The sequence below is a fragment of the Acidobacteriota bacterium genome (assembly GCA_028874215.1).
In the GTDB taxonomy this organism is placed as follows: domain Bacteria; phylum Acidobacteriota; class UBA6911; order RPQK01; family JAJDTT01; genus JAJDTT01.
This window is the reverse complement of the sequence record JAPPLF010000028.1, coordinates 63,106-86,443: the sequence shown is the minus strand read 5'-3', so window position 1 is coordinate 86,443 and position 23,338 is coordinate 63,106. Positions and strand designations below refer to the sequence as shown.

At 64.6% G+C, this 23,338-nt stretch carries 15 protein-coding genes; 8 read left to right on the top strand and 7 right to left on the bottom strand.

The genetic code is table 11. The features are described 5' to 3' along the window. The 3 genes from OXT71_05825 to OXT71_05815 all read left to right on the top strand — a co-directional run bounded on the left by OXT71_05825 (nucleotide 1) and on the right by OXT71_05815 (nucleotide 5,525). On the top strand, nucleotides 1-3,474 hold the full coding sequence (locus tag OXT71_05825) for a UvrD-helicase domain-containing protein (GenBank protein ID MDE2925901.1): 3,474 nt from the start codon (nucleotides 1-3) through the stop codon (nucleotides 3,472-3,474). A gap of 47 nt (nucleotides 3,475-3,521) precedes the next feature. Beyond that, nucleotides 3,522-4,397, top strand: a complete 876-nt coding sequence (locus OXT71_05820) for a DMT family transporter (protein MDE2925900.1) — start codon at nucleotides 3,522-3,524, stop codon at nucleotides 4,395-4,397. 66 nt (nucleotides 4,398-4,463) lie between these two features. Continuing rightward, nucleotides 4,464-5,525: a tartrate dehydrogenase gene (locus OXT71_05815; protein MDE2925899.1), complete on the top strand. Its 1,062-nt coding sequence runs from the start codon at nucleotides 4,464-4,466 to the stop codon at nucleotides 5,523-5,525. Nucleotide 5,526: 1 nt separating this feature from the next. Here OXT71_05815 and OXT71_05810 read toward each other — a convergent pair whose 3' ends face one another. From OXT71_05810 to OXT71_05790, 5 genes are all read right to left on the bottom strand, one after another. Then, on the bottom strand, nucleotides 5,527-6,699 hold the full coding sequence (locus OXT71_05810) for an aminotransferase class V-fold PLP-dependent enzyme (GenBank protein MDE2925898.1): 1,173 nt from the start codon (nucleotides 6,697-6,699) through the stop codon (nucleotides 5,527-5,529). Continuing rightward, nucleotides 6,696-7,841, bottom strand: a complete 1,146-nt coding sequence (locus OXT71_05805; protein MDE2925897.1) for a family 10 glycosylhydrolase — start codon at nucleotides 7,839-7,841, stop codon at nucleotides 6,696-6,698. Before OXT71_05805 ends, OXT71_05810 begins: the two co-directional genes overlap by 4 nt. A gap of 220 nt (nucleotides 7,842-8,061) precedes the next feature. Further along, a complete protein-coding gene (locus OXT71_05800) occupies nucleotides 8,062-11,259 on the bottom strand; it encodes an efflux RND transporter permease subunit (GenBank protein ID MDE2925896.1) in 3,198 nt (1,065 codons plus the stop codon). Next, nucleotides 11,249-14,650 (bottom strand): efflux RND transporter permease subunit, encoded by a 3,402-nt coding sequence (locus OXT71_05795; protein ID MDE2925895.1) that lies wholly within the window; start codon nucleotides 14,648-14,650, stop codon nucleotides 11,249-11,251. The genes OXT71_05800 and OXT71_05795 overlap by 11 nt, the downstream gene beginning before the upstream one ends. A 10-nt stretch (nucleotides 14,651-14,660) precedes the next feature. Further along, nucleotides 14,661-15,875: an efflux RND transporter periplasmic adaptor subunit gene (locus tag OXT71_05790; protein MDE2925894.1), complete on the bottom strand. Its 1,215-nt coding sequence runs from the start codon at nucleotides 15,873-15,875 to the stop codon at nucleotides 14,661-14,663. Nucleotides 15,876-16,024: 149 nt separating this feature from the next. Here OXT71_05790 and OXT71_05785 point away from each other — a divergent pair, with 149 nt between their 5' ends. The 5 genes from OXT71_05785 (at nucleotide 16,025) to OXT71_05765 (ending at nucleotide 22,099) form a co-directional block, all read left to right on the top strand. Beyond that, nucleotides 16,025-17,665: a CehA/McbA family metallohydrolase gene (locus OXT71_05785; protein ID MDE2925893.1), complete on the top strand. Its 1,641-nt coding sequence runs from the start codon at nucleotides 16,025-16,027 to the stop codon at nucleotides 17,663-17,665. A gap of 121 nt (nucleotides 17,666-17,786) precedes the next feature. Further along, nucleotides 17,787-18,536, top strand: coding sequence for a TSUP family transporter (locus tag OXT71_05780; protein ID MDE2925892.1), 750 nt, complete (start codon nucleotides 17,787-17,789; stop codon nucleotides 18,534-18,536). A gap of 49 nt (nucleotides 18,537-18,585) precedes the next feature. Then, nucleotides 18,586-20,076, top strand: a complete 1,491-nt coding sequence (locus tag OXT71_05775; protein ID MDE2925891.1) for a M81 family metallopeptidase — start codon at nucleotides 18,586-18,588, stop codon at nucleotides 20,074-20,076. A gap of 156 nt (nucleotides 20,077-20,232) precedes the next feature. Further along, nucleotides 20,233-21,162, top strand: a complete 930-nt coding sequence (locus tag OXT71_05770) for a dihydrodipicolinate synthase family protein (GenBank protein MDE2925890.1) — start codon at nucleotides 20,233-20,235, stop codon at nucleotides 21,160-21,162. Nucleotides 21,163-21,202: 40 nt separating this feature from the next. Then, nucleotides 21,203-22,099, top strand: coding sequence for a dihydrodipicolinate synthase family protein (locus tag OXT71_05765; protein ID MDE2925889.1), 897 nt, complete (start codon nucleotides 21,203-21,205; stop codon nucleotides 22,097-22,099). Between the two features lie 48 nt (nucleotides 22,100-22,147). On the opposite strand, the gene OXT71_05760 is transcribed toward OXT71_05765, so the two are convergent. Both OXT71_05760 and OXT71_05755 read right to left on the bottom strand, forming a co-directional pair. Beyond that, nucleotides 22,148-22,909 carry an aldolase/citrate lyase family protein gene (locus OXT71_05760; GenBank protein ID MDE2925888.1) on the bottom strand — a complete coding sequence of 254 codons (762 nt, stop codon included), beginning with the start codon at nucleotides 22,907-22,909 and terminating at the stop codon, nucleotides 22,148-22,150. A gap of 1 nt (nucleotide 22,910) precedes the next feature. Next, nucleotides 22,911-23,246 carry a cupin domain-containing protein gene (locus tag OXT71_05755; protein MDE2925887.1) on the bottom strand — a complete coding sequence of 112 codons (336 nt, stop codon included), beginning with the start codon at nucleotides 23,244-23,246 and terminating at the stop codon, nucleotides 22,911-22,913. Nucleotides 23,247-23,338 lie beyond the last annotated feature (92 nt).

Below are 23,338 nucleotides of genomic sequence, written 5' to 3'. Positions count from 1 at the left end.
ATGACAGTTGACGGATCCGTCACTCCCCTTCCCGATTCGACGGCCCGCATTACGGCCCTGACTGACCATGAGCGCACGCTTCTGGTGGAGGCCGGCGCCGGCAGCGGCAAAACTGCGCTCATGGCCGGACGGGTGGCATTGCTCATCGGAGCGGGGGCTGATCCCAAGGACATCGTCGCCATCACCTTCACGGAGGCGGCTGCGGCCGAACTGTTGGAGCGGATCGAGACCCTGGTGCGGGATCTCTTGTCCGGCGCAGTTCCCATCGAGTTGGCCGCAGCATTGCCATCCGGCCTGACCGAGGCTCAGAGGGACCATCTGAGCCGGGGAAGCGAGACGCTGGACGAAATCACCTGCACCACCATCCACGGCTTCTGCCAACAACTGATCCGGCCCTATTCGGTGGAGACCGGCCTGGACCCGGGCGCCGCCGTCATCGATCCGGCGGCGGCGGAACTCGCCTACCAGGACCTGTTGGACGCCTGGCTCTCGGCTCGGTTGGGAAGGGACCGGGGCGCCGATGGCCTGGGGCGCATTCCTCCCATCGGGGACGCTGGCGGGGAAGGGGATTTCCTGGCCGCCCTGGTGCTGGCGGCGCCCGACGAAACGCTGAGGCTCGTCAGGCGGACGGCCCGGTTCCTGAAGGAACACCGCACCGCGGAAGCCGCCCCGGCCGAGGTCGATTCGACGGTCTTTGAACGGCTCGTGGAATCCACCGGCGAGCTTGCCGCCTGGTACCGAAACTGCGGCGTAGAGGAGCCGGACACCGGGGAAATGATCCAGGATCTCCTGCGGGTCGCCGATCTCGTGGACGAGGCGGGCAGGCAGCGCCTGACCGGCCGACCCCTGGCGGCGCTTCTGGGTCATCAGCCCCCCTCCGCCTGCAAGCGGGGGACAGGAGAGTTCAAGCAGTGGCGCCGCAAGACCAAATGGAGGAACGCGGCTGCGGCCATCGGCGGAAGCGTCGCGTTGGGGGAGCAACTCAGTGCGGCCGGGCAAACTTACTACGACACTTGCTCCATGGCCTATGCGATGTTTCGGACTCAGCTCGACGCCCTGGCGTCGGCGCTTTTCGTGGCGGAGTTCGACCGCTTCCGCGAGCTCTACGGGGACTACAAGCGAAACGCCGCTCTTCTTGATTTCGACGACCTCCTGTACCAGGCGCGGGATCTCCTGAAAAACAACGAATCCGTGCGGAAGGCGCTGGCGCGCCGCTATCCCCGCATCCTGGTGGACGAGTTTCAGGATACCGATCCCCTGCAGTCCGAGATCATCTGGAGGCTCGCCGGCGAGGGAGACCCCGCTTCGCCCTGGCACGACCGGGGCATTCGTCCGGGCGCGCTGTTTGTCGTGGCAGATCCGAAACAGGCCATTTACCGGTTCCGTGGCGCGGACGTCAACACCTACTTGCTGGCAAAAAAGGCTCTTGAGCAACACGACCCGTCCGCCATCCTGGACATCACCGCCAATTTCCGCACCCGGAGGCCGATCCTGGAATACGTCAATCGGCATTTCGAGCGGCTCCTGGACAAGTCCCGGGGCCAGCCTGGATTCACACTTCTCAAGGCGATACGTCCAGGCGATGGCAGACCCTGCGTCGCCGCCTTCGACATCGAGCTGGATGCGTCGGACAGAAACGCCCGGGGGAAACCGAGCGTCCATCGTGTCCGCCGGAAAGAGGCCCAAGCCGTGGCTGCCGTCGTCGCAGACCTCATCGGAGCCTATCCGGTTGGCGGCAAGCAGGGGGAATCGCACAGGCCGGCGAGGGCCGGAGACATCGCTCTCCTCGCCCCCACCGGCACCAGTCTCTGGATCTATGAGCAGGCCTTCGAGGATCTGGAGCTTCCCATCGCCACTCAGGCCGGAAAGGGCTTCTATCGCCGGCAGGAGGTCCAGGACCTCATCGCCATCGCGCGAGTCATCGCCGATGCACGTGACACGCTGGCGCTGGGGGCTCTGATTCGAGGCCCCCTGGTGGGGCTCACCGAAGAAGAGATCGCCGACGAGATCGAGGCGCTCCATGTCCGATCCGAACGCGGCGACTCCGGCCACGGTCCCGAGACGAAGGGCGCCGTGCGCCTCTCTCTCTGGACCGACCTGGACTCCATCGGCAACCCCGTGCTCCGGAGGACCCTGGAGGTGTTGCAGAACCTGGCGCGAAAGGCCCGGCGGCTGACCCCGTACCATCTCCTGGTGGAAGCGGTCGAAGAGCTGCACGTGAATTCCATTCTTAAGGCGCGCCATCCGCGGGGAGCCGAGCGGGCACTTGCCAACGTGGAGCTGGTCCTGGAAATGGCGCGAGCCTACGCGGGGCGCGGAATCGGCGACTTCGCCCGCGCCCTCTGGCAGCGCTGGAACGACCAGGACGCGCAAGCCGAGGGCCGTCCCGACGCCGCGGCCGACGCAGTGTCGATCATCACCATGCATTCGGCCAAGGGGCTCGAGTGGCCCATCGTGATTCCCATCAACTCGACGACCACACCGCGGCGGGTGACCGGATTCCTCTACGGGCGCCGGGACGACAGCATCCACATCAAGAGTCGCCTCTTTTCGAGCCCCGAATACTCGGAAGTCCGCTCGGACGAAGAACTCGAGCTGAACGCGGAACGGGTCCGTCTCTGGTACGTGGCGCTGACCCGCGCCCGGGACCTGCTGCTGCTCCCCAGGCAGAACGCAAGGATTCCCAACGATTGGCTCAGCCTGATCGACATCGATCTCGATTCCCTTCCTTCGATTTCAGCCGGCGGAGGGTTCCGAGGAGCGCCGGGACCTGGAGCCGGCTCCAGTCCCAATGCTCAGGATCTTGCCACCTGGAAACGGGAGGCTGCCGAGATCCATGCGAACCGGCGGCAAATATCATGGGATCGACCGTCTCGTCACGAGGCGCCCGTGGAACCGGAGGAAGAAGAGGAAGCCGTATCTGCCGGTATTGAGGCGACATTGAAAGCTGTTCCAGGCGTGGCCCAAGAGACGCCGGTCCAAGGAGGATGGACCCGCGGACTGATCCTGCACAAACTGATGGAGGAACTCCTGACCGGAGAAATCCATTCGGATGAGGCCGCCGTGCGGGCGCGAGCCGCCGACCTGATTGGTCAATTGGGCCTTGACGACGAAGAAGATGCGGCGGCGGGGCCGTCCAGTGCCGAGATGGCGGCCACAGTGATGCGGACCCTGCGACTTCCCCAAGTCGCTGCCCTCCGGCCGCGGCTGGTTCCCGAGTTTCCGGTCTACGCCAGCGCCGTCGAGGGTTCGGCGGTATCTCTCACGGCCGGCATTGCCGACGCCGTCGCCATTGACGGGAAGGGGCGCATCGACGTGGTGGTGGACTGGAAGAGCGACGTGAAACCTGCCGTGAAACAGGTCGCCATGTATCACCGGCAGATTCGCGACTACCTCCGATCGACCGAAGCCCGGACCGGCCTGATCGTCTTCATGAGTTCCGGCCGCGTCGACAGAATTGCACGGGGCGGCTGACAGGCCGCCGGTAGCATCCTTTCCGGCATCCTGGGACAATCCGGGCCATGCCCGGCCGAGCGTGGCTCTACGCCCTGTCCGCCGTATTTCTCTGGTCCACCGTCGCCTCCGTCTTCAAGCTGACCCTGAGGCACGTGGACGTCATCCATCTGCTCCTGATCTCCTCCTGGACGGCCTTTCTGGCCCTGTTTCTGGTGCTGGCGGCCCAGGGAAAGGCCTCCCTCCTGCGTCGGCTCACCGGCCGCGAACTCCTCCGTTCCGCCGGCCTCGGCGCCCTGAATCCGTACCTCTACTACCTGGTTCTGTTCAAGGCCTACTCGTTGATCCCGGCCCAGGAAGCCCTGGCCCTGAACTACACCTGGCCTGTCGTCCTGGTTCTCCTCTCGGTGCCTCTGTTGGGGCAGAGGATCGGCGCAAGAAGCGTGGGCGCCATCCTGGTCAGCTTCGTCGGCGTGATTCTGATCGCCACGCGGGGGAACCTGGGAGCCTTGAGCGTCTCACACCCACTGGGCTCCTCTCTGGCGCTGGGCTCCTCACTGGTCTGGGCCCTGTTCTGGATCCTCAATCTGCGAGACCGGCGCGACCCGGTTTTGAAGCTGTTTTTGAGTTTCGGGTTCGGCTCCCTTTTCATCCTGGCCACCGTCCTGCTGGCTGAGGGGATCCGGTTTCCCAATTGGCCGGGATTATTGGGCGGTATCTATTCCGGTCTCTTCGAAATGGGACTGACCTTTCTGCTCTGGCTGAAGGCGCTGGGACTGGCCAGCACCACCGCGCGGGTCAGCAACCTGGTCTTCCTTTCCCCGTTCCTCTCCCTGGTTTTCATACGGGTGCTGATCGGCGAACCGATCCTCGCCTCCACCCTGGCCGGCCTGGTCCTCATCATCTGCGGGATCCTTCTCCAGCAGCGCCTGGGGCGTTCGTGAAACGTCCGTGGCGACTTTCTCCCCCGACTGCTAACCTGACCCCGCTCGGCATCGACGGAGAACACCATGCAAAGTTATCGGATTACCACCTACCCCGGAGATGGAATCGGCCAGGAGGTCACGGCTGAGACGCTCCGTGTATTGGAAGCGGTGCAGGACGTTGACGGCGGCTTCCGTTTGGAGGTGACCCGGGTCCCCTGGGGCTCGGACTACTACCACCGGCACGGCACGGTGGTGCCGGACGACTACCTGGAACGGTTGGCCCCCAGCGACGCCATCTTCCTGGGAGCCATCGGAGACCCGGCCCGGATTCCCGACCACGTCACCCTGGCTCCGCTGATCCGCATCCGCCAGCGCTTCGACCAGTACGCCTGCGTGAGGCCCGCCCGGCTCTTTCCGGGGGTTCGGACGCCACTCGCCGGGAAGGGGCCTCAGGACATCGACCTGGTGGTGATTCGGGAGAACTCCGAGGGTGAGTACGTCGACAACGGAGGCCGTTTCCGCGTGGGCACCCCCGATGAGTTCGCGGTCCAGACCGCCCTGCACACGCGCAAGGGGATCGAGCGGATTCTCCGCTTCGGGTTTCGGATGGCCGGCACCCGGCGGAGCCACCTGACCATGATCACCAAGTCCAACGCCCAGCGCTACGGCTTCGTGCTCTGGGACGAGGTCCTGGAACAACTCAAGTCCGAGTATCCGGACATCGAAGTGGCCAAATACCACATCGACGCAGCGGTCATGAATATGGTGCGGTGGCCCGAGCGGTTCGACGTGGTGGTGGCCTCCAACCTGTTCGGCGACATCCTGACCGATCTATCCGGGATCCTGGCGGGTGGACTGGGTCAGGCGCCCTCCTCCAACATCAACCCCGAGCGGCGATTCCCCTCCATGTTCGAACCGGTCCACGGCTCCGCGCCCGACATTACCGGCCAAGGCATCGCCAACCCCACGGCGGCTATCCTGAGCGGAGCCAACATGCTCCGCTGGCTGGGGGAGGAACGGGCCGCCGTTGCCGTTGAACAGGCCGTGGAAGTGACATTTGCCCAAGGCCACGGCACCCCCGATCTGGGCGGCGGCCATACGACCCGGTCGTTTACCGACCGAATTCTGGAGAATCTTCGAGTCTGACTCAGCCGATCAACGTTGCGAGAGCATCCACGAGACGAAGGATCTCTTCCCGAGTGTTGAAAGCGGCAACGGAAACTCGCAGCGCCGGCCTCTCCGGCTGAAACTTGACGACGATCCTCCGCTCCAGCAGATCTTCGACGAGTCTCCGTAAACCCGTTTCCCTCAGCTCTCCGTACTCCAAGGCGACGAGACCAGAGGCGCGACCCGGCTTTGTAGGAGTGAGGATCCGGACTCCAGGGCGATTCTCCAACTCCCCGAAAAGAAGTTGGACCAATTCTTGGACGTACCGCTCGATCCGGGCGGGGCCCAACGCCTCCATGATTTCCAGCGCCCGGCCCAAGCCGATCCGGAGGGCGTAGTTGTGGGTCCCCAGTTCGGAACGCAAGGCGGCCGTGACCGGCGGCCGGGGGTCTCCCGGCTTCAACCAGGTGCTGGCATCCGGGATGTAATCGGGGCGAAAATCCGCGAGCCGGTCCGGCGACACCCAGAGAAACCCGACACCCAAGGGACCCAGCAGCCATTTGTGACCTGAGGCGATGTAGTAGTCGCAGCCCAGGGCCGGAATCTCCACTGGGAACTGCCCCACAGCCTGGGCGCCGTCCAGCATCAGCCGAACTCCCCGTGTACGGGCAAGACCCGCTGCTTCCCGGGCGGGCAGCTTTCGGCCATCAAGTGTGGAAATCTGGCTGAGACAGACCATCCGCGCCCGGCCCGACAGGGCCGCCTCCAGGCTGCTGAGGAGTGCGTCGTCTCCTGCTTCCGCCGGGAAGGTCCTGACCACCACTCCACGGTGCCGCTCCAGCGCACGGCAGGCGTCCTGCGTGCTGACGTGCTCGGCCGAGGAAACGAGGATTTCGTCCCCGGCCTGCCAATCCACGCTCCGCAAAACCCGTTGCATGGCCTGGCTGGTGTTGGAGGTCCAGGCCAGATGCTCCGGCCGGACGCCCAGAAAGTCAGCCAGTTGTCGCCGGACCCGCTGCTCCTGATCCAGCAGAATTCCAGTCACCTCCGGTGAGGCCGACCCGTGACGGCTCTGGAAGGCCATCGTCTCGGCGACCACCTTGAGCACCGAATCCGGAGTCGGCCCGTAGGAACCGGTCTGAAAGTAGGCCAGCCGCCGAGTCAGGGGCAGATCTTCACGGAGTTGCCGGAAGCTCATGGGAGCTGGGGTCACGCCGTTTCGCTCCTGCGGTTCCCCTTGCCAGGCAGACTGCGAACCGCATCCCACAGATTCAGGCGCTCGATGGTGTCGGCCCGGTAGACGCCCACCTCGTCGGCCCCGGCGGCCAAGGCGGCATCGGCGCCTTGGCGGAGCAGATCCGGTGTCACCAGCTTGGGCGGGCCCCAACAGACCAGTTGGGCCACCAGGGGGACCCGGCCGGCCACGGTCCGGGCAGCCACGTGCGTGTCCTCGAAGATGTGAGCCAGATTTCCGGTGAGGTGCCGGATGTGGATCTCGTCCACCAGACCTTCCTCGACCCACGCCGGCCAGTCCTGAAGGCGCTTCCAGGCCGTCTCCGGATTGGAGGCCACGGCGACTGTCAGGCACACTTTCCGGTCCAGGCTCTCCAACTGCCGCCTCAGCTCCCGGACGAAGCGCGTGACGTACCCGGCCCGGAACAGGGCCCAGTCCCGATCCTGATTGGACAGGATCAAGGGATCCCGGCCCGACTCGCGGCGATAGTCCTCGACGATGGCCGTCTCGTAGCCGTAGACCATCACCCCATGCTCGTCCACCTGTCCCGGGACCGATTCGATCTGGAATTCCAGTTGGACGCCGTCCACGTCGTAGTCCCGGGCCATTTCCAGAAACGGCTGCTGCTCGTGGAGGCGGGCCTCGCGCGTCCCGTAGCTGAGGACCACCGATCCTGATACGTCGAAGCAGGTCATTCCGTCCCGGCGCCGCATCCAGAGCTCGGGATGGTCGTTGGCGAACCGGGTCAGGCGCCATTCGGGCAACCGGGTGCCGCTCTGGTAGTCGATGCCGGTCATTCCCGTGTACCCGACGGCGTTGTACGGATGGACCTCGATGCCTCTTTGATGGGCCTCCTCCACCAGGAACGAGAGAGGGTCCCAGCCATGAACGGAATAAAATCCCGGCACCACGGCCAGGATGTCTGCCGGATCGTGTCCGCCGCGGCCGTGGTCGAAACGGAGGCACATCTCCCGGCCCGGCGTATAGCCGGGAATGAAACGATTCACTCCGGCCTCGGCGCACTGATCCAGAAAGTCGCAGACCTTCTCCCGGTTTCCCTCGGTGGGAAACACGCCGTTGTATCCTCCGATGCCTCCCCAGACGGTGAGCCGTCTCGACATGGGCGCTCCTCCTGATCACTCCGCATACGGACGCCGTATTCCTCGGCCGCAAGCAACGACTCGCATGAGGCGGGCCATGATGACACCGGGCGGCAACCTCCGCCAGAGGGGGCAAGCAACGGAACGTCTCGCAGGCGTCTACAGGATGTCCGAAATCCGAAACTTGACCGCCGCCGCGTAGGGTCCACCGAACTGGTCCGGTGGATTCACGACGGGACCATTAACCTGGCGCATCCTGGCCAACAGGATCCAGGGACGCGGACGGGTCGCTGGCTTGCCAGCTTCGCTTCAGCCACATGGTCAAGTCGTCGAAGAGGGTGTAGTAGGTGGGCAGCACCAGCAGGGTCAGCACCGTGGAGGCGATGAGTCCGCCCATGACGGTGCGGGCCATGGGAAAGTAACGCAGGTCGAAAAAGCTGCTGTAGCTGTAGGCCAGCGGAATCAGGCCCACGACCGTGGTGGTCGCCGTCATCACGATGGGCCGGAAGCGATCGCGGCAACCTTGCAGAATCGCGCGGCGGCGGTCGATCCCGCGGCGCCGAAGGGTGTTGATGCGGTCGATGAGGACGATGCCGTTGTTCACCACGATTCCGATGAGCACCAGGAGGCCGATCTTGGCCATTATGTTGAAGGGCGTGCCGGTGATGAGCAGAAAGCCGGCGATTCCCACCACCGAAAAGGGCAGCGACAGCATGATGGCCAACGGATGGGTCAGGGATTCGAATAGCGAGGCCATGACGAAATAGACCATGAAGAGCGCCAGCAGGATGTTGAAGATCCACTCCTGATCCGATTGCTGGTTCCGCCGGGTCCAGAAGCCCAGCGACCACCCGTAGCCCTCCGGATAGTCCAACCCGTCCATGACCTCCGTCATCTGCCGGATGCCCTCGTCCTTCTTGTCTCCGGAATAGGTGGCGAAGAAGTTGGCATAGGTCTGCCGGTCCTCCCGCTGGACCTGAGCCGCAACCTTCTCGATCCGAAGCTCGGCGACCTGAGACAGGAGGATCTCCTCGCCGTCGTCTCCGTATCCCACCACGGCCGAGCGCAGGTCTTCCAGCCCGCTCCGGTCCTCCGGCCGGAGCCGGACGATGACGTCCACCTCCCCTTCCGACGTGCGGAAGCCCCGAACCTGCCGGCCTCGCATCAGAATCCCCAGGATCTGGGAGACGGATTGAGTGGAAACGCCGTAGCGGCGGGCCAGGTCCCGGCGCAGGCGGACCTGAACCTCCTCGCGAGTGCTGTCCCGGGGCGAGGACACCTGGGAAAAGTCCGGATTTTCCCGCAGGCGGGTCCGGGCCTCGCGCAGCAGTCTCTCCAGGACTCGAGGATCATCGCCGTAGAGGCTCACGTTGATCCCTTCCCGGTTCTGCCTTCCGCTCTGGCCGGACAACTCGATCCGGCAACCCGGGATCACCGGGAGACCGTCCGAGATCTCCAGGCGGATCTCCTCCATCTCTTCCAGGCTGACCTCGTCATCGTGAAGATATATTTCGGTCGAGGCATTGTTGTTGGAGAAGGAGCTGAAGACCTGGTCGATCTTGAAGGCTTCCTTGTTCTCCGCCAGGAAGGATTCCACCGGATCGACGTAGTCCCTTTCGATCTTGGCGTAGTGATAGTTCTCGGTGAATTCGTAGCTGATCCGGAGGCTGCCCGGCTCCTGGGCGTCCGGAGCGTTGTCGGGGACCACGTTCAGTAGCAGCCAGGTCGAACCGGCGACCGCCAGTGGAACCATCAGGAAACCCACCAGGAAGCGATGCCTCAGGGGCCAGGCCACCAGTTTCAGGTAGTAATCCATGATCCGCCGGCGGCCCGGCTTCCGTCCGTGCCCGGCAGGAGGGACGTCACCGCGACCTCCGGCGGAGATCGCTTCGGCGCCGGCGGCACGAGCCACGTCCAACTTCAGAAAGCGTCCCATGGCCAAGGGGATCAGGGTCAACGAGAGGAACAGGGAACAGAGGAGCGCGAAGATGATGGCCAGTCCGCAGTGGCGAAGCCAGAAACTGAGAAAGCTCTGGGCGCCGAAGACCAGGGGGACGAAAATGATGATGGAGGTGAGGGTGGCCGCGATCACCGCCATCTGCACCTCCCGGGTGCCCTGTTTGACCGCCTGCAGGCGGTCTGCCCCTTGCTCCAGATTCCGGTAGATCGATTCCAACACGACGATGGCGTTGTCCACCAACATTCCCGTCGCCAGCATCAACCCCATCATGGAGAGGACGTTCAGGCTCAGGCCGCCGAAGTAGAGGAACCCGAGGCTTCCGACCAGAGAGAGGGGGATGGCCAGGGCAACCACAAGGGCCGCGCTCCACTTGCGAAGGAAGAGGACCAGGACCCCCAGAGCCAGGAGCGCGCCAACGGTGCCGGCGGTGAGGAGTCCCTTCAGGGCCTTGACGATCTCCGCGCCGGCGTTGCGGATGACGTCCAGTTGGATTCCCTCGAGCGCGGGGTCCGACCGGATCGTTTCCAGTTCCGCCTCAACGCCCCGCACCGTCGTCACGGTGTTGGCTTCGGCCGCCTTGCGGACCCAGAGACCCACCGCGTACTCGCCGTTGAGGTGCTGGCTGGCATGGGCCGCGGGACTCTCGTAAACCACGTTGGCGACGTTTTCCAGCAGCAGACCCCGCTCGTTCACGGGAAAACGCTTGAAGTCTTCCATGGATCGGAACATGCCCCGGGTCATGGCGCCGTAGCGGACTCCGCCGTCCGTGAACCGGCCCAGGGAACGGTCCAGGTTGATGTCGGAAAGGCTCCGGAAAAGCCGGCCCGCATCCACCCGGTACCTTCGGAGCTCATCGAGACTCAGATACACGGCGATCTCGGGCCTCTGGGTTCCGAAGAGTTCGACCTCGGCCACTCCCGGGACCCGCTCGATCCGCCTCTTGATCTTCAGGTCCAGGAACTCGTAGGCGGTCTGCAAGTTCCTCTCGGACGCGACCCGCAATCCCAGGATTGGCGCATCGTCGGTACTGAAGTTCACCACGTCGATCCGCTCAACGTCTTCCGGCAGTTCAGTGCGGACCCGCTCGACCCTCTCCCTCACTTCCCCGCGCAGCCGCTGGACATCCATCTCAAAATCGAAAAAGGTCTGCACCCCGGACCTGCCGCTGCTGGAGAAAGACTGCATCCACTGGATTCCGGGGACCGTGCTCACGGCCTCTTCCACCGGTTTGGTGATGGTCTGCAGAACATGGGCCGGAGTGGCGTTGGGATAGGGAACCTGCACCATCACGAAGGGCAGGTCCAGGTCGGGAAACAGCACCAGGGGGATCTTGAACAGGGAGACCACGCCGACCAGGAGCAGCAGGGAGAAGACGGCGCAGATGGTCACCGGATAGCGGACGGAGAAGCCGGCCAGCGCCGAGGACCTGGGGCTTCCGGTGGGAGTCGATGAGGAATTCGGTTGCCGCTTACCCCGCATGGCTTGAAGTCTCCGCTCTACGGTCCAGTCCCTCGTAGAGCACCGGCACCAGGATCAACGTCAGGAGCGTGGCGAAAAGCAATCCGCCCATCACAGTAATGGCCATGGGGGTTCGCACCTCCGAGCCCTCGCCCCATCCCAGGGCCATGGGAAGCAGTCCCAGGACCGTGGTCAAGGTGGTCATGAGGATGGGCCGCAATCGCACCTGCCCCGCCTCGATCAGCGCCTCGCGCCGGCTCAATCCCCGGTGGCGGAGCTGATTGGTGTAGTCGATCAGGACGATTCCGTTGTTGACCACGATCCCGACCAGGATGATCACGCCCAGCAGAACCATGACACTGACGGTGGAGCCGGTCACGAATAGCGCGGCCACCACCCCCACCAGGGCCACCGGAACCGTGAACAGGATGACGAAAGGGTGGACCAGGGACTCGAATTGCGATGCCATCACCAGATAGACCAGGAGCACGGCCAGAGCCAGGGCGAAGAGCAGGCTGCTCCGGGAACGGTCGTACTCACGGTGTTGCCCGCCCAGCGCCACCACTGAGTCGGGCGGCAATTCCCGGGACATCCCGGAGAGCTGAGCCTCGATCTTTTGGGAGACGGTGCCCAGATCCGCTCCCGCCAGGTTGGCCGACACCACGGCCGCGCGCTGGGAACCGACACGGCGGATCTCGCCGGGTCCCCGCGAGAGCTGAACCCGGGCCACGGACCCCAACCGGATCGGCACCTGGGAATCTTCTTCCCCGGCCTCGGAACCCATCTCCGTCCGGCCCGGATTCGATCCGGACGCCGCGCCGCCTTCACCGGAGCGCTCGCCGAACGCACGGGAACGGGCGCCATCCTGGGCGCCACTCCGGTTTCCATCGGCGCCGGTGCGTTCCTGCCGGGTATTGATGACAAGGTCGCGAATATCCTGAATGGCGTCCCGGTCCGATTCGGCCGCCTGGACCAGAATATCGAGCTGCCGCTCCTGGTCCCGGTAGCGGGAGGCGACGTCGCCGCGGATCTTGCTCCTCACGATCTCGGCCGCCTGACCCTCGTCCAGACCCAGGCGAGCCAATTGCTCCCGCCGAAAACTGATCTGGACCTCCGGATTCCCCAATCGGGTCGAACTCTGAACATCGGCGACGCCGTCGATCCCGGAAAGCCGATCCATCACCTTCTCGGCGACGCTCCGCTGCGCCGCCAGGTCGTAGCTGTAGATCTCCACCTCCACCGGCTCTCTGAAGCTGAACAGGGTGGGACGGCCAAACAGGTGGGTGAGTCCCGGATATTGTCCCAGCAGGCTTCTGGTCCGGCCGATCACCCTCTCCTCGCCCGCTTTGTCGCGGCCGTCCTTCATGGAGACGTGAATCCAGCCCCGGTGCTCTTCGAGCGGACCCGTGGCGAACTGGTCATCGGCCCCTCCTCCCACGCTGGAGGAGACGGTGGCCACGCCGTCCAGATCCAACACCCGGCTCTCGACTTCCCGGATGATCCGATCGGTCTCTTCCAGGGGTTTCCCTTGGGGAAGCTGGATCTCGAAGGAGAACTTTCCCTGAACCAGGGACGGAATCAACTCGGCTCCGAGGAACTGGGCCAGTCCGGCGCTGCCGGCCACCAGGCCCAAGGTGAGAGTCAATACGCTCCCCTTGTGGTCGAGAGCCCAGGCCAGGAGGCGGGGATAGATTCTCCGCAGAGACTCGAAGCCGGAATCGACCCGTCCCAGCAACGGGTTCAAGAGTCTCAACAGGCCTCTTCCCAGAGTCCTGAGCAGTCGCCGCAGGTCGCCGACGACGACGAGAACCAGATCCACGGTGAGGAACTTCAAGACCCGCGCCCCCCCGCGTCCCGCGGCTCGCACCAGGCGCGACAGCCGGCCATCCTCTCCGCCTGCGGCGGGGGCCTGCCCGTTTCCGGACTGGCGGACCGGCTCCACCGAAATCCTTCGCCGGGACAGGACCATGGGAATGACGGTGAGGGCGACGGCCAGGGAGGCGAGCAGGGCGTAGGTGATGGTCAGGGCCTGATCCTTGAAGAGCTGGCCGGCGATTCCCTCCACGAAGATCATGGGGAGAAAGACGGCCACCGTGGTCAGCGTCGACGCCGCCACCGCCTTCCCCACCTCACGGGTGCCCTGGTAGACGGCCTCCGCCAGATCCGCATTCCGCCGGCGATGGCGGTGGATCGATTCCAACACCACGATGGAGTTGTCCACCAGCATCCCGACGCCCAGAGCCACGCCGCCCAGCGACATGATGTTCAAGGTCACGCCGGTCTGGTGCATCAGGGTGAACGTGGCCATGACGGAAATCGGGATGGAGAGTCCGATGGTGGCGGTGCTGCGAAGGTCCCGGAGGAAGACGAACAGGACGAACGTGGCCAGCAAACCTCCCAGGAGGGCCGCGGCGGCGACGTTCCGAATCGCCAGATTGATGAACTGCGCCTGGTCGTAGACGATCTCGTGGGTCAGCTCGCCGGGATAGGTCTTCTGCTCCTTGAGCTGCTCCAGACGTTCTCTCACCGCTTCGGAAACCGCCACCGCGTTGGCGTCGCCTTCCTTGTAGACCCGCAGTTCCACACTCTCCCGGCCGTTGAAGCGGGAGATGACGTCCCGCTCCTTGGTCCCCCGCCAGACTCTGGCCACGTCTCCCAGAACCACCCGGCGTCCGTCCAGATCCCGAATGATGAGATTCCGAATCTCCTCCACCGATTGGAATTCGTTGAGCACCCGGACCAGGTAGTTGGCGTCCAGGTCATACAGGCTCCCGCTGGCCTGATTGAGGTTCGCCTCGCGAATCACGCTGCTGACCTCGCTGACCGGAATGTTCAGCTCCGCCAGCCGTTTCTCCTCGATCTCGATCCGGATCTGCTCCTCCCGGCCGCCCGCCACTTTGACCGCCGCCACGCCCGAGGTCGATTCCAGCCCCTGCTTCACTTTGCGTTCGGCCAGGTCCCGGATGCGGCTGAGGGGGGCATCTCCATACAGATGAAGCCTCATGACCGGGTCATAGGCGGGATCGAAGCGCAGAATCACCGGTTTCTCCGCTTCGATGGGGAGGTTGGCCAGATCCAGCTTCTCCCTCACGTCCATGACCGCCAGGTCCATGTCCGTGTCCCACCCGAACTCCAGGATGACTTCCGACTGGCCCGGGCGGGATATCGAGCTGATGCGGGAGAGGCCGGGAACCACCCCGACGTTCTCCTCCACGGGACGGGTCACCAGCGCCTCGACCTCTTCCGGAGCCGCGTCTTCGAATTCCGTCTGTATCGTCAGGGAGGGATAGGAGATGTCGGGCAGGAGATCCAGCGAGAGCCGGTCCACCGAAACCGCCCCGAAGAGGCAGACCGCCACCACGAACATGGAGACGGTGACCGGGCGGCGGATCGCGGTCCTGACGGTTCTCATGGGCTGGCGGTCACGGGCTCGGGCCGGTTACCCGGACCTTGGCGCCCTCGTTCAACTGACCGTGGCCGGCGACCACGAGGGAGTCGCCGGGGACGACGCCCTCCAGGACCTCGACGGCCTGGTCCCGCTGATAGCCCAATCGGACCGGACGGCGGTGGGCGAGACCATCCCGGACCAGGAAGACGAAGCTCTGGCCGTCCTGCTCCCGGAGCGCCCTCCTGGGGATGATGGTGGCGTTCTCGCGAGTGTCGGTGCGGATGTCGACCCGGACGAAGGCTCCCGGCCTGAAGAGGGCATTGGTCGAAACCAGCTCCACGGTGACCTTGACGGTTCCGGTGGACTCGTCCACCACGGGACTGATTCGGATCACCCGTCCCTCGATGGACTCCGCCCCGCCGGCGTCGAAACCGATGGAGGCCACCTGTCCGGGACGGACCAGGCGGACGTCGCGCTCGGCGACGTGCACGTCCGCGTAGAGCGGAGAAAACGCGCCCAGACGGAAGAGCGAATCCGCTCCCCGGATCGTTTGGCCCAGTTCAACGGTCCGCTGGGTGATGCGGCCGGAGAAGGGGGCGCGAATCTCGCTGCGGGAGATCTCCAGCTTGACCTGCTCGATTTCGGCTTCCAGCTCGCTGACCCGGTGGGTGAACTCCCGGACTTCGGAAGCGGCGGCGCGCTCGTCGTGCTCCAATTCGGCGATCTGGTAGCGAAGCGTGGCCACCTCCTCTTCGCTGACCAGGTCATCGGCAAAGGCCCGCTCCTTCCGGTCCAATTCCAAGGCGGTGTTCTTGATCTGAACCTGGGCCTTCTGTCCCCGGATCCGGGCCTTTTCCAACTGGATTCGGGTCTGGGCCAGCTTCTCCTCGGTGAGCCGGAGGCGGATCACCAGCTCCCGGTCGTCCAGGACGCACAGGAGCTGTCCCTCTTGGACATAATCTCCCTCTTCGGCCAGGACGCTGCGCACGGTGCCTTCCGCCTGGGCCATGAGCTCCACTTCCCGCAGGGCCCTCAGGTTGGACGTCGAGGTCAGGTACGAGGAGATGGCGCCTTGACCGACCTGGTCCAGCTCGACCGGGATCGCTCCGTCCTCCGGTTTCTCTTCCTGGGAGGCGTCCGCGGACGGATCTTCGGAGTCTGTGTCCAGGTAGGGAGATCCAAAGTGCCAGGCGGCGGCCAGAATCGCCACGACGATCAGGAAACCGTAAACCTTCAGTCGGATCTTCATTGCGGACCACTGGAGGAGCCACCCGGAACTGATGAATTCCAAACCGGGGCGGCACCTCGGCGTTCAACATACTATACGACAGGCTGGGCCTGTTCGTTCCGTCGGTAGATGGTACGATCGCGCCCAAGTCCCCCGATGAGGAGGCCTCCATGATGGTTCCGTTTCCCCGACCCGCGCTGGCGATGAGCGTCCTTTTGCCGGCAATCCTGCTGCAGTTGACTCCGGCCCGGGCGCACGAGATCACCCGCGCCGCCTTTCTCAAGCGGCACAACGTCGCCGCGCTGGCCCGTCCGGTGGGATTCGGGGCCTTGTCCGGTCACGAAGTCTGCCGCTTGAAGGTAGCCCTGACGGAGGAAGGAACCGGGGCCGGGCTCGCCGGGTTGATCCGGGTCACTCCCGAAGGCAGCGAGGAGGCGCTGGAGCTGCCGGGGCTCTTTCACCGGTCCCGGGGCTGGCACACGCTGCCTCCGTCCGCCGAGCTCGCGGTTCCCCGGACCCGTCTCCGGATCGAGGCGCTGCACGGACTGGAGACGGAGAAGACGACAACGACCCTGGACCTTTCGGGAAGAGACCGGGCGGAGATCCGGTTGCCCCTGCGCCGCATCTATGACCCGCGGGCCAGAGGGCTGAAGTCCGGGAATACCCATCTCCACCTCGCGAGAATCACCTTCCGGGACGCCGAGCGCTACTTGCGGGAGGTGCCCCTGGGGGACGGACTGGACCTCCTGTTCGTCTCCTACCTGCGGAGAATGCCGGACGAGGCCCGCTATACGACCAACGGGTTCACCCGGGCGGACCTCGACAGGCTCTCGGGTGGCGGAATCGACTTCGGATGGGGCCAGGAGCACCGCCACAACTTCGGCTCGGGGGAGCAGGGCTACGGTCACGTGATGCTCCTGAACCTGCTCAAGCTGATCCGGCCGGTGAGCATCGGCCCCGGCATCATGGGCGCGGGCAACGACGGACGCCCCCTGCAGACGGGGATTCGGGAGGCCCGGACGGACGGCGGCACCGTCATCTGGTGTCACAACGCCTTCGGTCACGAGGACCTTCCCAACTGGATGGCGGGCTTGGTGGACGCCCAGAACATCTTCGACGGGGGCTCCAGGGGGCACTACTCCGAGACCTTCTACCGCTACCTGAACCTGGGCTTGAAGGTACCCTTCTCGACCGGAACAGACTGGTTCATCTACGACTTCGCCCGAGTCTACGTCCCGCTGGAGGGACCGGTCACGGAGCGGGAATGGCTGGAGGTCCTCTCCCAGGGGCGCTCCTACATCACCAACGGTCCGTTTCTGGAGTTGGAAGCCGCGGGACGGCAGCCCGGCGGCACGGTTTCCGTTTCCGAAAACGAGACGGTGCGGGTCCGGGGCCGGGGTGTGGGCCGCATGGACTTCAAGGCCCTGGAACTGATCGTCAACGGGCGTGTCGTCCATTCCGTTTCGAGCCGTCCGTCGGAAGGTCATTTCGTGGCCGACATGGACTTCCCTCTCCAGGTTTCCGATCCGGGATGGGTGGCTCTGCGCATTCCTCCGAACCTGCCCGAGAACGAGCTGGCCCGGTCCCTGTTCGCCCACACCAGCCCCATCTATCTCCAATTGGACGGCCGGTCCATCTTCCGGCCCGAGGTTGCCCGGGAGGTGTTGGCGGAGATGGAGGAGAGTGTGGCGAAGATTCATTCGCTGGGGTTATTCTCCAGTTCCCGGGACCGGGAATCGGTGCTTCGCGTCTACCGGGAGGGGATCCGGATCCTGAGCCGGCGGCTGGCGGATCGGAAGGGCGATTTCTAATCGCCCCCTCGGCGTATTCGCGCGCGCTTCGTTCGCTTACGCTCACTCTGGAGGACGGCGGTTAGAAACCGCCGCTCCGCTCCATTTGAGATTTGGGATTTTCCCCCTATGATGGTGCGTCGTGACTGATCCGTGGCTGTATCCCTTGCTGGTCCTGGCCGGTATCGTTGCCGGCGCCTTGAACGTCATCGCCGGGGGTGGCTCCTTCCTGACGCTGCCCATTCTGATCTTCATGGGGCTTCCGGCCAGCGTCGCCAACGGCACCAACCGGGTGGGCATCTTCTTCCAGAACGTGGGCGCCGTCTGGGGATTCCACCGCAATCGGCTGATGGACTGGAAGTCCATCCTCTGGGCGGCTCTTCCGGCCAGCCTGGGAGCCGTTGCGGGCACCGTCCTCGCCCTCTCCATCGGCGACGCCGCCTTTCGGAAGGTGCTGGCCTTCCTGATGATCGCCGTGACCCTGTGGACGCTCTGGGACCCCCTGGGGAAAAAGGGCGAAGAGAGCCGCGGGAGGGGCGTTCGCCTGCCGGCTCTGGCGTTCGGTTTCTTCCTGACCGGCGTTTACGGAGGTTTCGTCCAGGCCGGAGTCGGGTTCCTGGTATTGGCCGCGACGACCATGGCCGGGCTGGACCTGGTCCGGGGGAACGCCGTCAAGGTGTTGAGCATCCTGGCTTTCACCGTCGTCTCCCTCGCCATTTTCGTCTCTCAGGGCAAGGTCTTGTGGCTTCCCGGGCTGGTTCTGGCCGTGGGGACGTTCGTGGGAGGGCAACTGGGAGTCCGGTTCACCGTGCTGAAGGGCCACGCCTGGGTCAAACGCGTGGTGACGGCGACGATCGTCGTCTTCGCAGTCAAGCTGTGGGTGACCGGTTGACCGGTATTCGATCCACCCGAATCCCAACCCATTTGACGGAGGTCTGCTCTTGAAGAGAGTTGGAATCGCTTCTCTGATGCACGAGTCCAACACCTTCTACCCAATCCCCACCACCCGGGAGATGTTCGGGGACACCTGCCTGGTGTCGGACCGGGAGGTCATCTCCCACTGGGGCGAGGCGCATCACGAGATTGGAGGCATGCTGGAGGTGCTTCCGGCTCAGGGTCTGGAGACGGTCCCCCTTCTCACCGGCACGGCCATGCCCTCGGGGCCGGTTGAGGAGGAAGCCTATGAGGAGATCCTGGCGGAGATCCTGGACCGGATCTCGGGCGAGTCCCTGGACGGACTGCTGCTGGCCCTGCACGGGGCCATGGTGGCCGAGCACGTCCGGGACGCCGACGGGCGGACCGCCGCCAGTATCCGGCAACTGGTGGGCCCCGATCTGCCCATCGTCATGACGCTGGACCTCCATGCCAACGTCTCTCCGCTCATGATCGAGAGCGTCACCGCCACCACCATCTATCGGACCTACCCGCATCTGGATCAGAGGGAACGGGGCCGGGAGGCCACCCGCATCCTGGCGGAGACGCTGGAGGGCAGGATCCAACCCGTCCAGGCCCTGGTCAAACCTCCCCTCTGCATCAGCATCCTGGCTCAAGGGTCCCGCTACGAGCCCGTAGCGGATCTTTACCGGCGAATGGAGGAATTGATCGGGCAGGAGGGGATCGTCAGCGCCAGCATCGCTCCCGGATTCGCCTACGCCGACGTGGAGGAAATGGGGCCGGCCTTTCTGGTGGTAACCGACGGCGATCGGTCGCTGGCCCGCAACGAGGCGTTGGCCCTGGCGCGCCGGGCCTGGAACCGTCGGGACGAGCTGACCCTGCTGGGGACTCCCATCAAGCAGGCCGTTGCAGAAGCGATGGCCGCCGAAGCAGGCCCCGTCACGCTACTGGACGTGGGCGACAACGTGGGCGGCGGCAGCCCGGCCGACGGCACCCTGATCCTGGAGGAAGTGATTCGGACCGGGTCCGGGCCCGCACTGGTGGTGCTGTTCGACCCGGCTGCCGTCCAGGCCTGCGTGGCCTCCGGTGTAGGAACGGAAGTGTCGCTCGTGGTGGGCGGGAAGAGCGACGACCTGCACGGCCCGCCCGTCCCCATCCGGGGCCGGGTCCGTTGCCTGCACGACGGCGCCTTCGTGGAGGAAGAGCCCCGCCACGGCGGCGCCCGTTACAACAATCAGGGGCTCACCGCGCTGGTGGAGACCGGGGAAGGTCACGCCATCGTTCTGAATTCGCTCAGAATGGCGCCCATGAGCCTGGAGCAGGTCTTGAGCCTGGGCATCAAGCCGAATTCCTACCGGATCCTGGTGGCCAAGGGGGCCATCGCTCCCGTGGCGGCCTACGAGCCGGTTTCCAGCCGGATCGTCTACGTGGACACGCCCGGGATCACCTCCGCCAACCCGGCTCACTTCGAATACCGCTACCGTCCCCGCCCCCTCTACCCGTTCGAGCCGGAGACGGTCTGGGACGCTTCCCAGTGATCTCCGCGCCGGCTTGCCGACCAGCGACCGATAGTCGTAGTAGACTGCCCCGGTGGAAAACGTATGGGAGCGGCGTTTTCAACCGCCGAATTCTCGTAGTCCAAGGAGGAATGGGCGATTGGTAGTCGTCCCTCCTTTTTTCTTAGGAGAACAGGAATGCTGACAAGAGAGAACATGGACGGTCTTTACATTCTCGTGGTCACTCCCTTCGACGACAGGTTTCATCTCGATACGGAAGGATATCGGTACAACATCCGGAAGCTGGTCCGCATGGGAGTGGACGGCATCATCACCACCGGGACCAACGGCGAGTTCTTCGTGGTCAACGACGAGGAACTGCGCACCATCAGCCGGATCACGGTGGAGGAATGCCAGGGAAGCGGGACCAGGGTCGTCGTGGGAGCCAGCGCCGTCAATACCGAGGAATCGATCCGGCGCTCCCGCATCGCCATGGAGGAAGGGGCGGAAGGGGTCATGAACGTCGTCCCCTTCTACCAGACCCTGACCAAGGCCGAAGCCTACCAGTACTTCCGGGATCTTGCCGAAGCCTGCCCCGGCCTGGGAATCATCATCTACAACAACCCCGGCACCACGAAGCTGCTGCTCAACGACTCGGACTTCGTGGAGCTGCAGAAGATTCCCACCGTGGCCGGCGTGAAGATGATCGGCGCCGACATGAGCCTCTATTTCAACAGCCTGAGGCGTACCGAGATCCCCCACTTCCCTCTGGAGCAGCTCTGGAGCGTGAGCCACGTGGTGGGGGGCAACGGAGTCATGGCCAGTTTCATCTACGCCTTCCCCGCCTTCATGCAGAGGTGGTGGAAGGCGATCCGCGGCGGGGACGTGGCCCAGGCCCTGGCTTACCAGCACCAGTGCAACGAGATCTTGCAGGAAGCCATCATTCCCCTGGCGGGCGAGGGCTACAACGACACTTCTCTCACCAAGGCCACGGTGAACGCCGCCGGCTACTTCAAGGCGGGGCCGCCCCGTCCACCGTCGGAAGCGGCGCCGCCCGCAAGGATCGAACGGCTTCGCGAGACGCTGGAGAAAAAGTTCTCGCACTTTCTGGAGGACGAGATCCGCTGATTGCGGCCGAGTTGCTCCCGCCAACGGAATCGAGGAGACCATGAATCAGCTTCGAGGCACGCTCAAAGGGGTGGTGACCGCGCTGGGGACACCGCTGGACCGGAACGAGGACCTTCACGAGAAGGGCATGAGGAAGCAGATCCGGATGCAGGTGGCCGCCGGCGTGGACGGCCTCCTGGTGCTGGGGTCCATGGGCTGCATGCAGATGCTCAAGGACGAGGTCTTTACGGAAGCCGTGGAGGTGGCCATCGACGAGGCGAGGGGCGCCGTGCCCGTCATCGTGGGCTGCGGCGACACCAGCACGGAGCGGACTCTGGCGCGAATCCGGCTTGCCGAGAACTATCCCCTGGCCGGGGTGGCCCTGATTCCCCCCTTCATCTTCCGCTTCAGTCAGGCCGAGCTCCACGAATACTTCACCGGCGTGGCTTCCCGGACCAGCCTCCCGGTCTATCCCTACGACAATCCGGGGCTGACGGGCCATTCGCTGGAAGCTGAACTGGTCCGGGAGTTGGCCAGGCATCCCAACATCGTGGGGTTGAAGGCGTCCGGCGACTTCCTCACCTTCCGCCGTTCCGCGGAGCATTTCCGGGGATCGGAGTTCGCGGTCCTCTCGGGACACACCACTTTCTTCGACCTGGCTCTAAAACTGGGCGCTGTTGGAATCATCGAAGGGCTCTTCGCACTGGCGCCCGAGTATGGTGTCGAGATCTACCGAACCTTTCGGGAGGGAAATCCGGAAGGGTCCGCCGCGGCCCAGAGGAAGCTCCTGCGTTTGAGGGAGGTCGTGGCGTACGACTCGGTGTTCGCCGGCTTCACCTCCGCCATGAACCTGAGGGGAGTCCCCGGGAACTTCACTCCCCTTCCCTTCGCTCAGCCGACAAAGCGGGGCCGCGAGCAGGTGGAGAAGGTGTTGCGGGACCTCGACCTTCTCAACTAGGGGCAGTTGGCGGGCGGCGCCTGATTGCGGCCCACAGCGGGCGGAAGTTTACCCTCGTACGGCCGAGAGGAAGGCCGAGGCCTGGGCCCGCACCATGCCGGTGGCCTCCCCAAACGACAGGAAGTGAAATCCCCGGTCGATCCAGAAACGGCCCTGCTCCAGCGTCCCCACCACCATGCCGCAAGGCTTCCCTGCGGCGCGCGCTCCCTCCAAAACACTGAGAATGGCGTCGACCACCACGGGATGGTCCCACTCCCCACAATGTCCCAGGTTGAGGGAGAGATCATAGGGACCCAGCATCACGGCATCGATCCAGTCGCGGTCGGCCAGTCCGGGCAGGGCCTCGATTCCCCGGGGAGTCTCCACCTGGAAACAGACGAAGAAGTCATCCTCCACCTCCTGCCAGCCTTTCAGGTCCAGGCTGCGGGTGCGCATCACCGATGGCCCTCCCGGTCCGCGGCGTCCCCGGGGCGGGACGAAGATGGCGCTCTTGACCGTCTCGAGCTGCTCCTCCCTCTCGGTCCAGGGAATCATGAATCCGGACGGACCCATGTCCGCGTAGCGGCGCAGCAGGTGATAGACGCTGTCCTCGGGACGCAGGATGAGGGGCAGATCCAACAGGCGGGCGGTGCGGCACAGCTCTTCGGCCTTGGCCAGATCGGCGGCGCCATGCTCCATGTCCAGGAACACGAAGTCCATCCCCACCTGCTTGTAGATCTCCAGGTATCCGGCCCAGAAGTCGAAGGTCATGAGGGTCCCCACCACCAACTCGCCCCGGGCCAGCTTCTGCTTCAGGGAAGCATTGACCATGTCAGGAGTCCTTGTACTCGTCCCGCACCGGATAGAAGACCTCCACGACCTCCGAATCCGCCTGGACCTGGCAGCCGTGAAACTTGTAGGGATCGAAGACGTAGGAATCGCCCCCTTCGGCCAGGAAGGTATCCGACTCCTCCTTGCCCACGAACTTGAGAGATCCGCTGACCACGTATCCCACTTGGCTGGCCCGGTGATTGTGCAGGGGAATGGTGGCCCCTTTGGACATGGAAAAGTGGCAGAGCATGACTTCCTCGTTGAAGGCGAGCGTCTTGCGCAGAATGCCCGGAATGCTGTCGTTTCCCTGAACTCCACCGACCGAATGCTTCTTCATGGATCCTCCCCTTTGCTGTCTTTACGAGTGGTTCATCTGACGTCCGCCCCGGTGCGGGTCCAGTCTACACCGCCGAGCAGGCGGAAAGAGTC

Bases quoted from the DNA above. Each gene is read 5' to 3' on its own strand.
- OXT71_05755 (MDE2925887.1), bottom strand. From the start codon at position 23,246: ATGAAGAAGCATTCGGTCGGTGGAGTTCAGGGAAACGACAGCATTCCG.
- OXT71_05820 (MDE2925900.1), top strand. From the start codon at position 3,522: ATGCCCGGCCGAGCGTGGCTCTACGCCCTGTCCGCCGTATTTCTCTGG.
- OXT71_05825 (MDE2925901.1), top strand. From the start codon at position 1: ATGACAGTTGACGGATCCGTCACTCCCCTTCCCGATTCGACGGCCCGC.
- OXT71_05800 (MDE2925896.1), bottom strand. From the start codon at position 11,259: ATGCGGGGTAAGCGGCAACCGAATTCCTCATCGACTCCCACCGGAAGC.
- OXT71_05805 (MDE2925897.1), bottom strand. From the start codon at position 7,841: ATGTCGAGACGGCTCACCGTCTGGGGAGGCATCGGAGGATACAACGGC.
- OXT71_05760 (MDE2925888.1), bottom strand. From the start codon at position 22,909: ATGGTCAATGCTTCCCTGAAGCAGAAGCTGGCCCGGGGCGAGTTGGTG.
- OXT71_05770 (MDE2925890.1), top strand. From the start codon at position 20,233: ATGCTGACAAGAGAGAACATGGACGGTCTTTACATTCTCGTGGTCACT.
- OXT71_05785 (MDE2925893.1), top strand. From the start codon at position 16,025: ATGATGGTTCCGTTTCCCCGACCCGCGCTGGCGATGAGCGTCCTTTTG.
- OXT71_05790 (MDE2925894.1), bottom strand. From the start codon at position 15,875: ATGAAGATCCGACTGAAGGTTTACGGTTTCCTGATCGTCGTGGCGATT.
- OXT71_05815 (MDE2925899.1), top strand. From the start codon at position 4,464: ATGCAAAGTTATCGGATTACCACCTACCCCGGAGATGGAATCGGCCAG.
- OXT71_05765 (MDE2925889.1), top strand. From the start codon at position 21,203: ATGAATCAGCTTCGAGGCACGCTCAAAGGGGTGGTGACCGCGCTGGGG.
- OXT71_05795 (MDE2925895.1), bottom strand. From the start codon at position 14,650: ATGAGAACCGTCAGGACCGCGATCCGCCGCCCGGTCACCGTCTCCATG.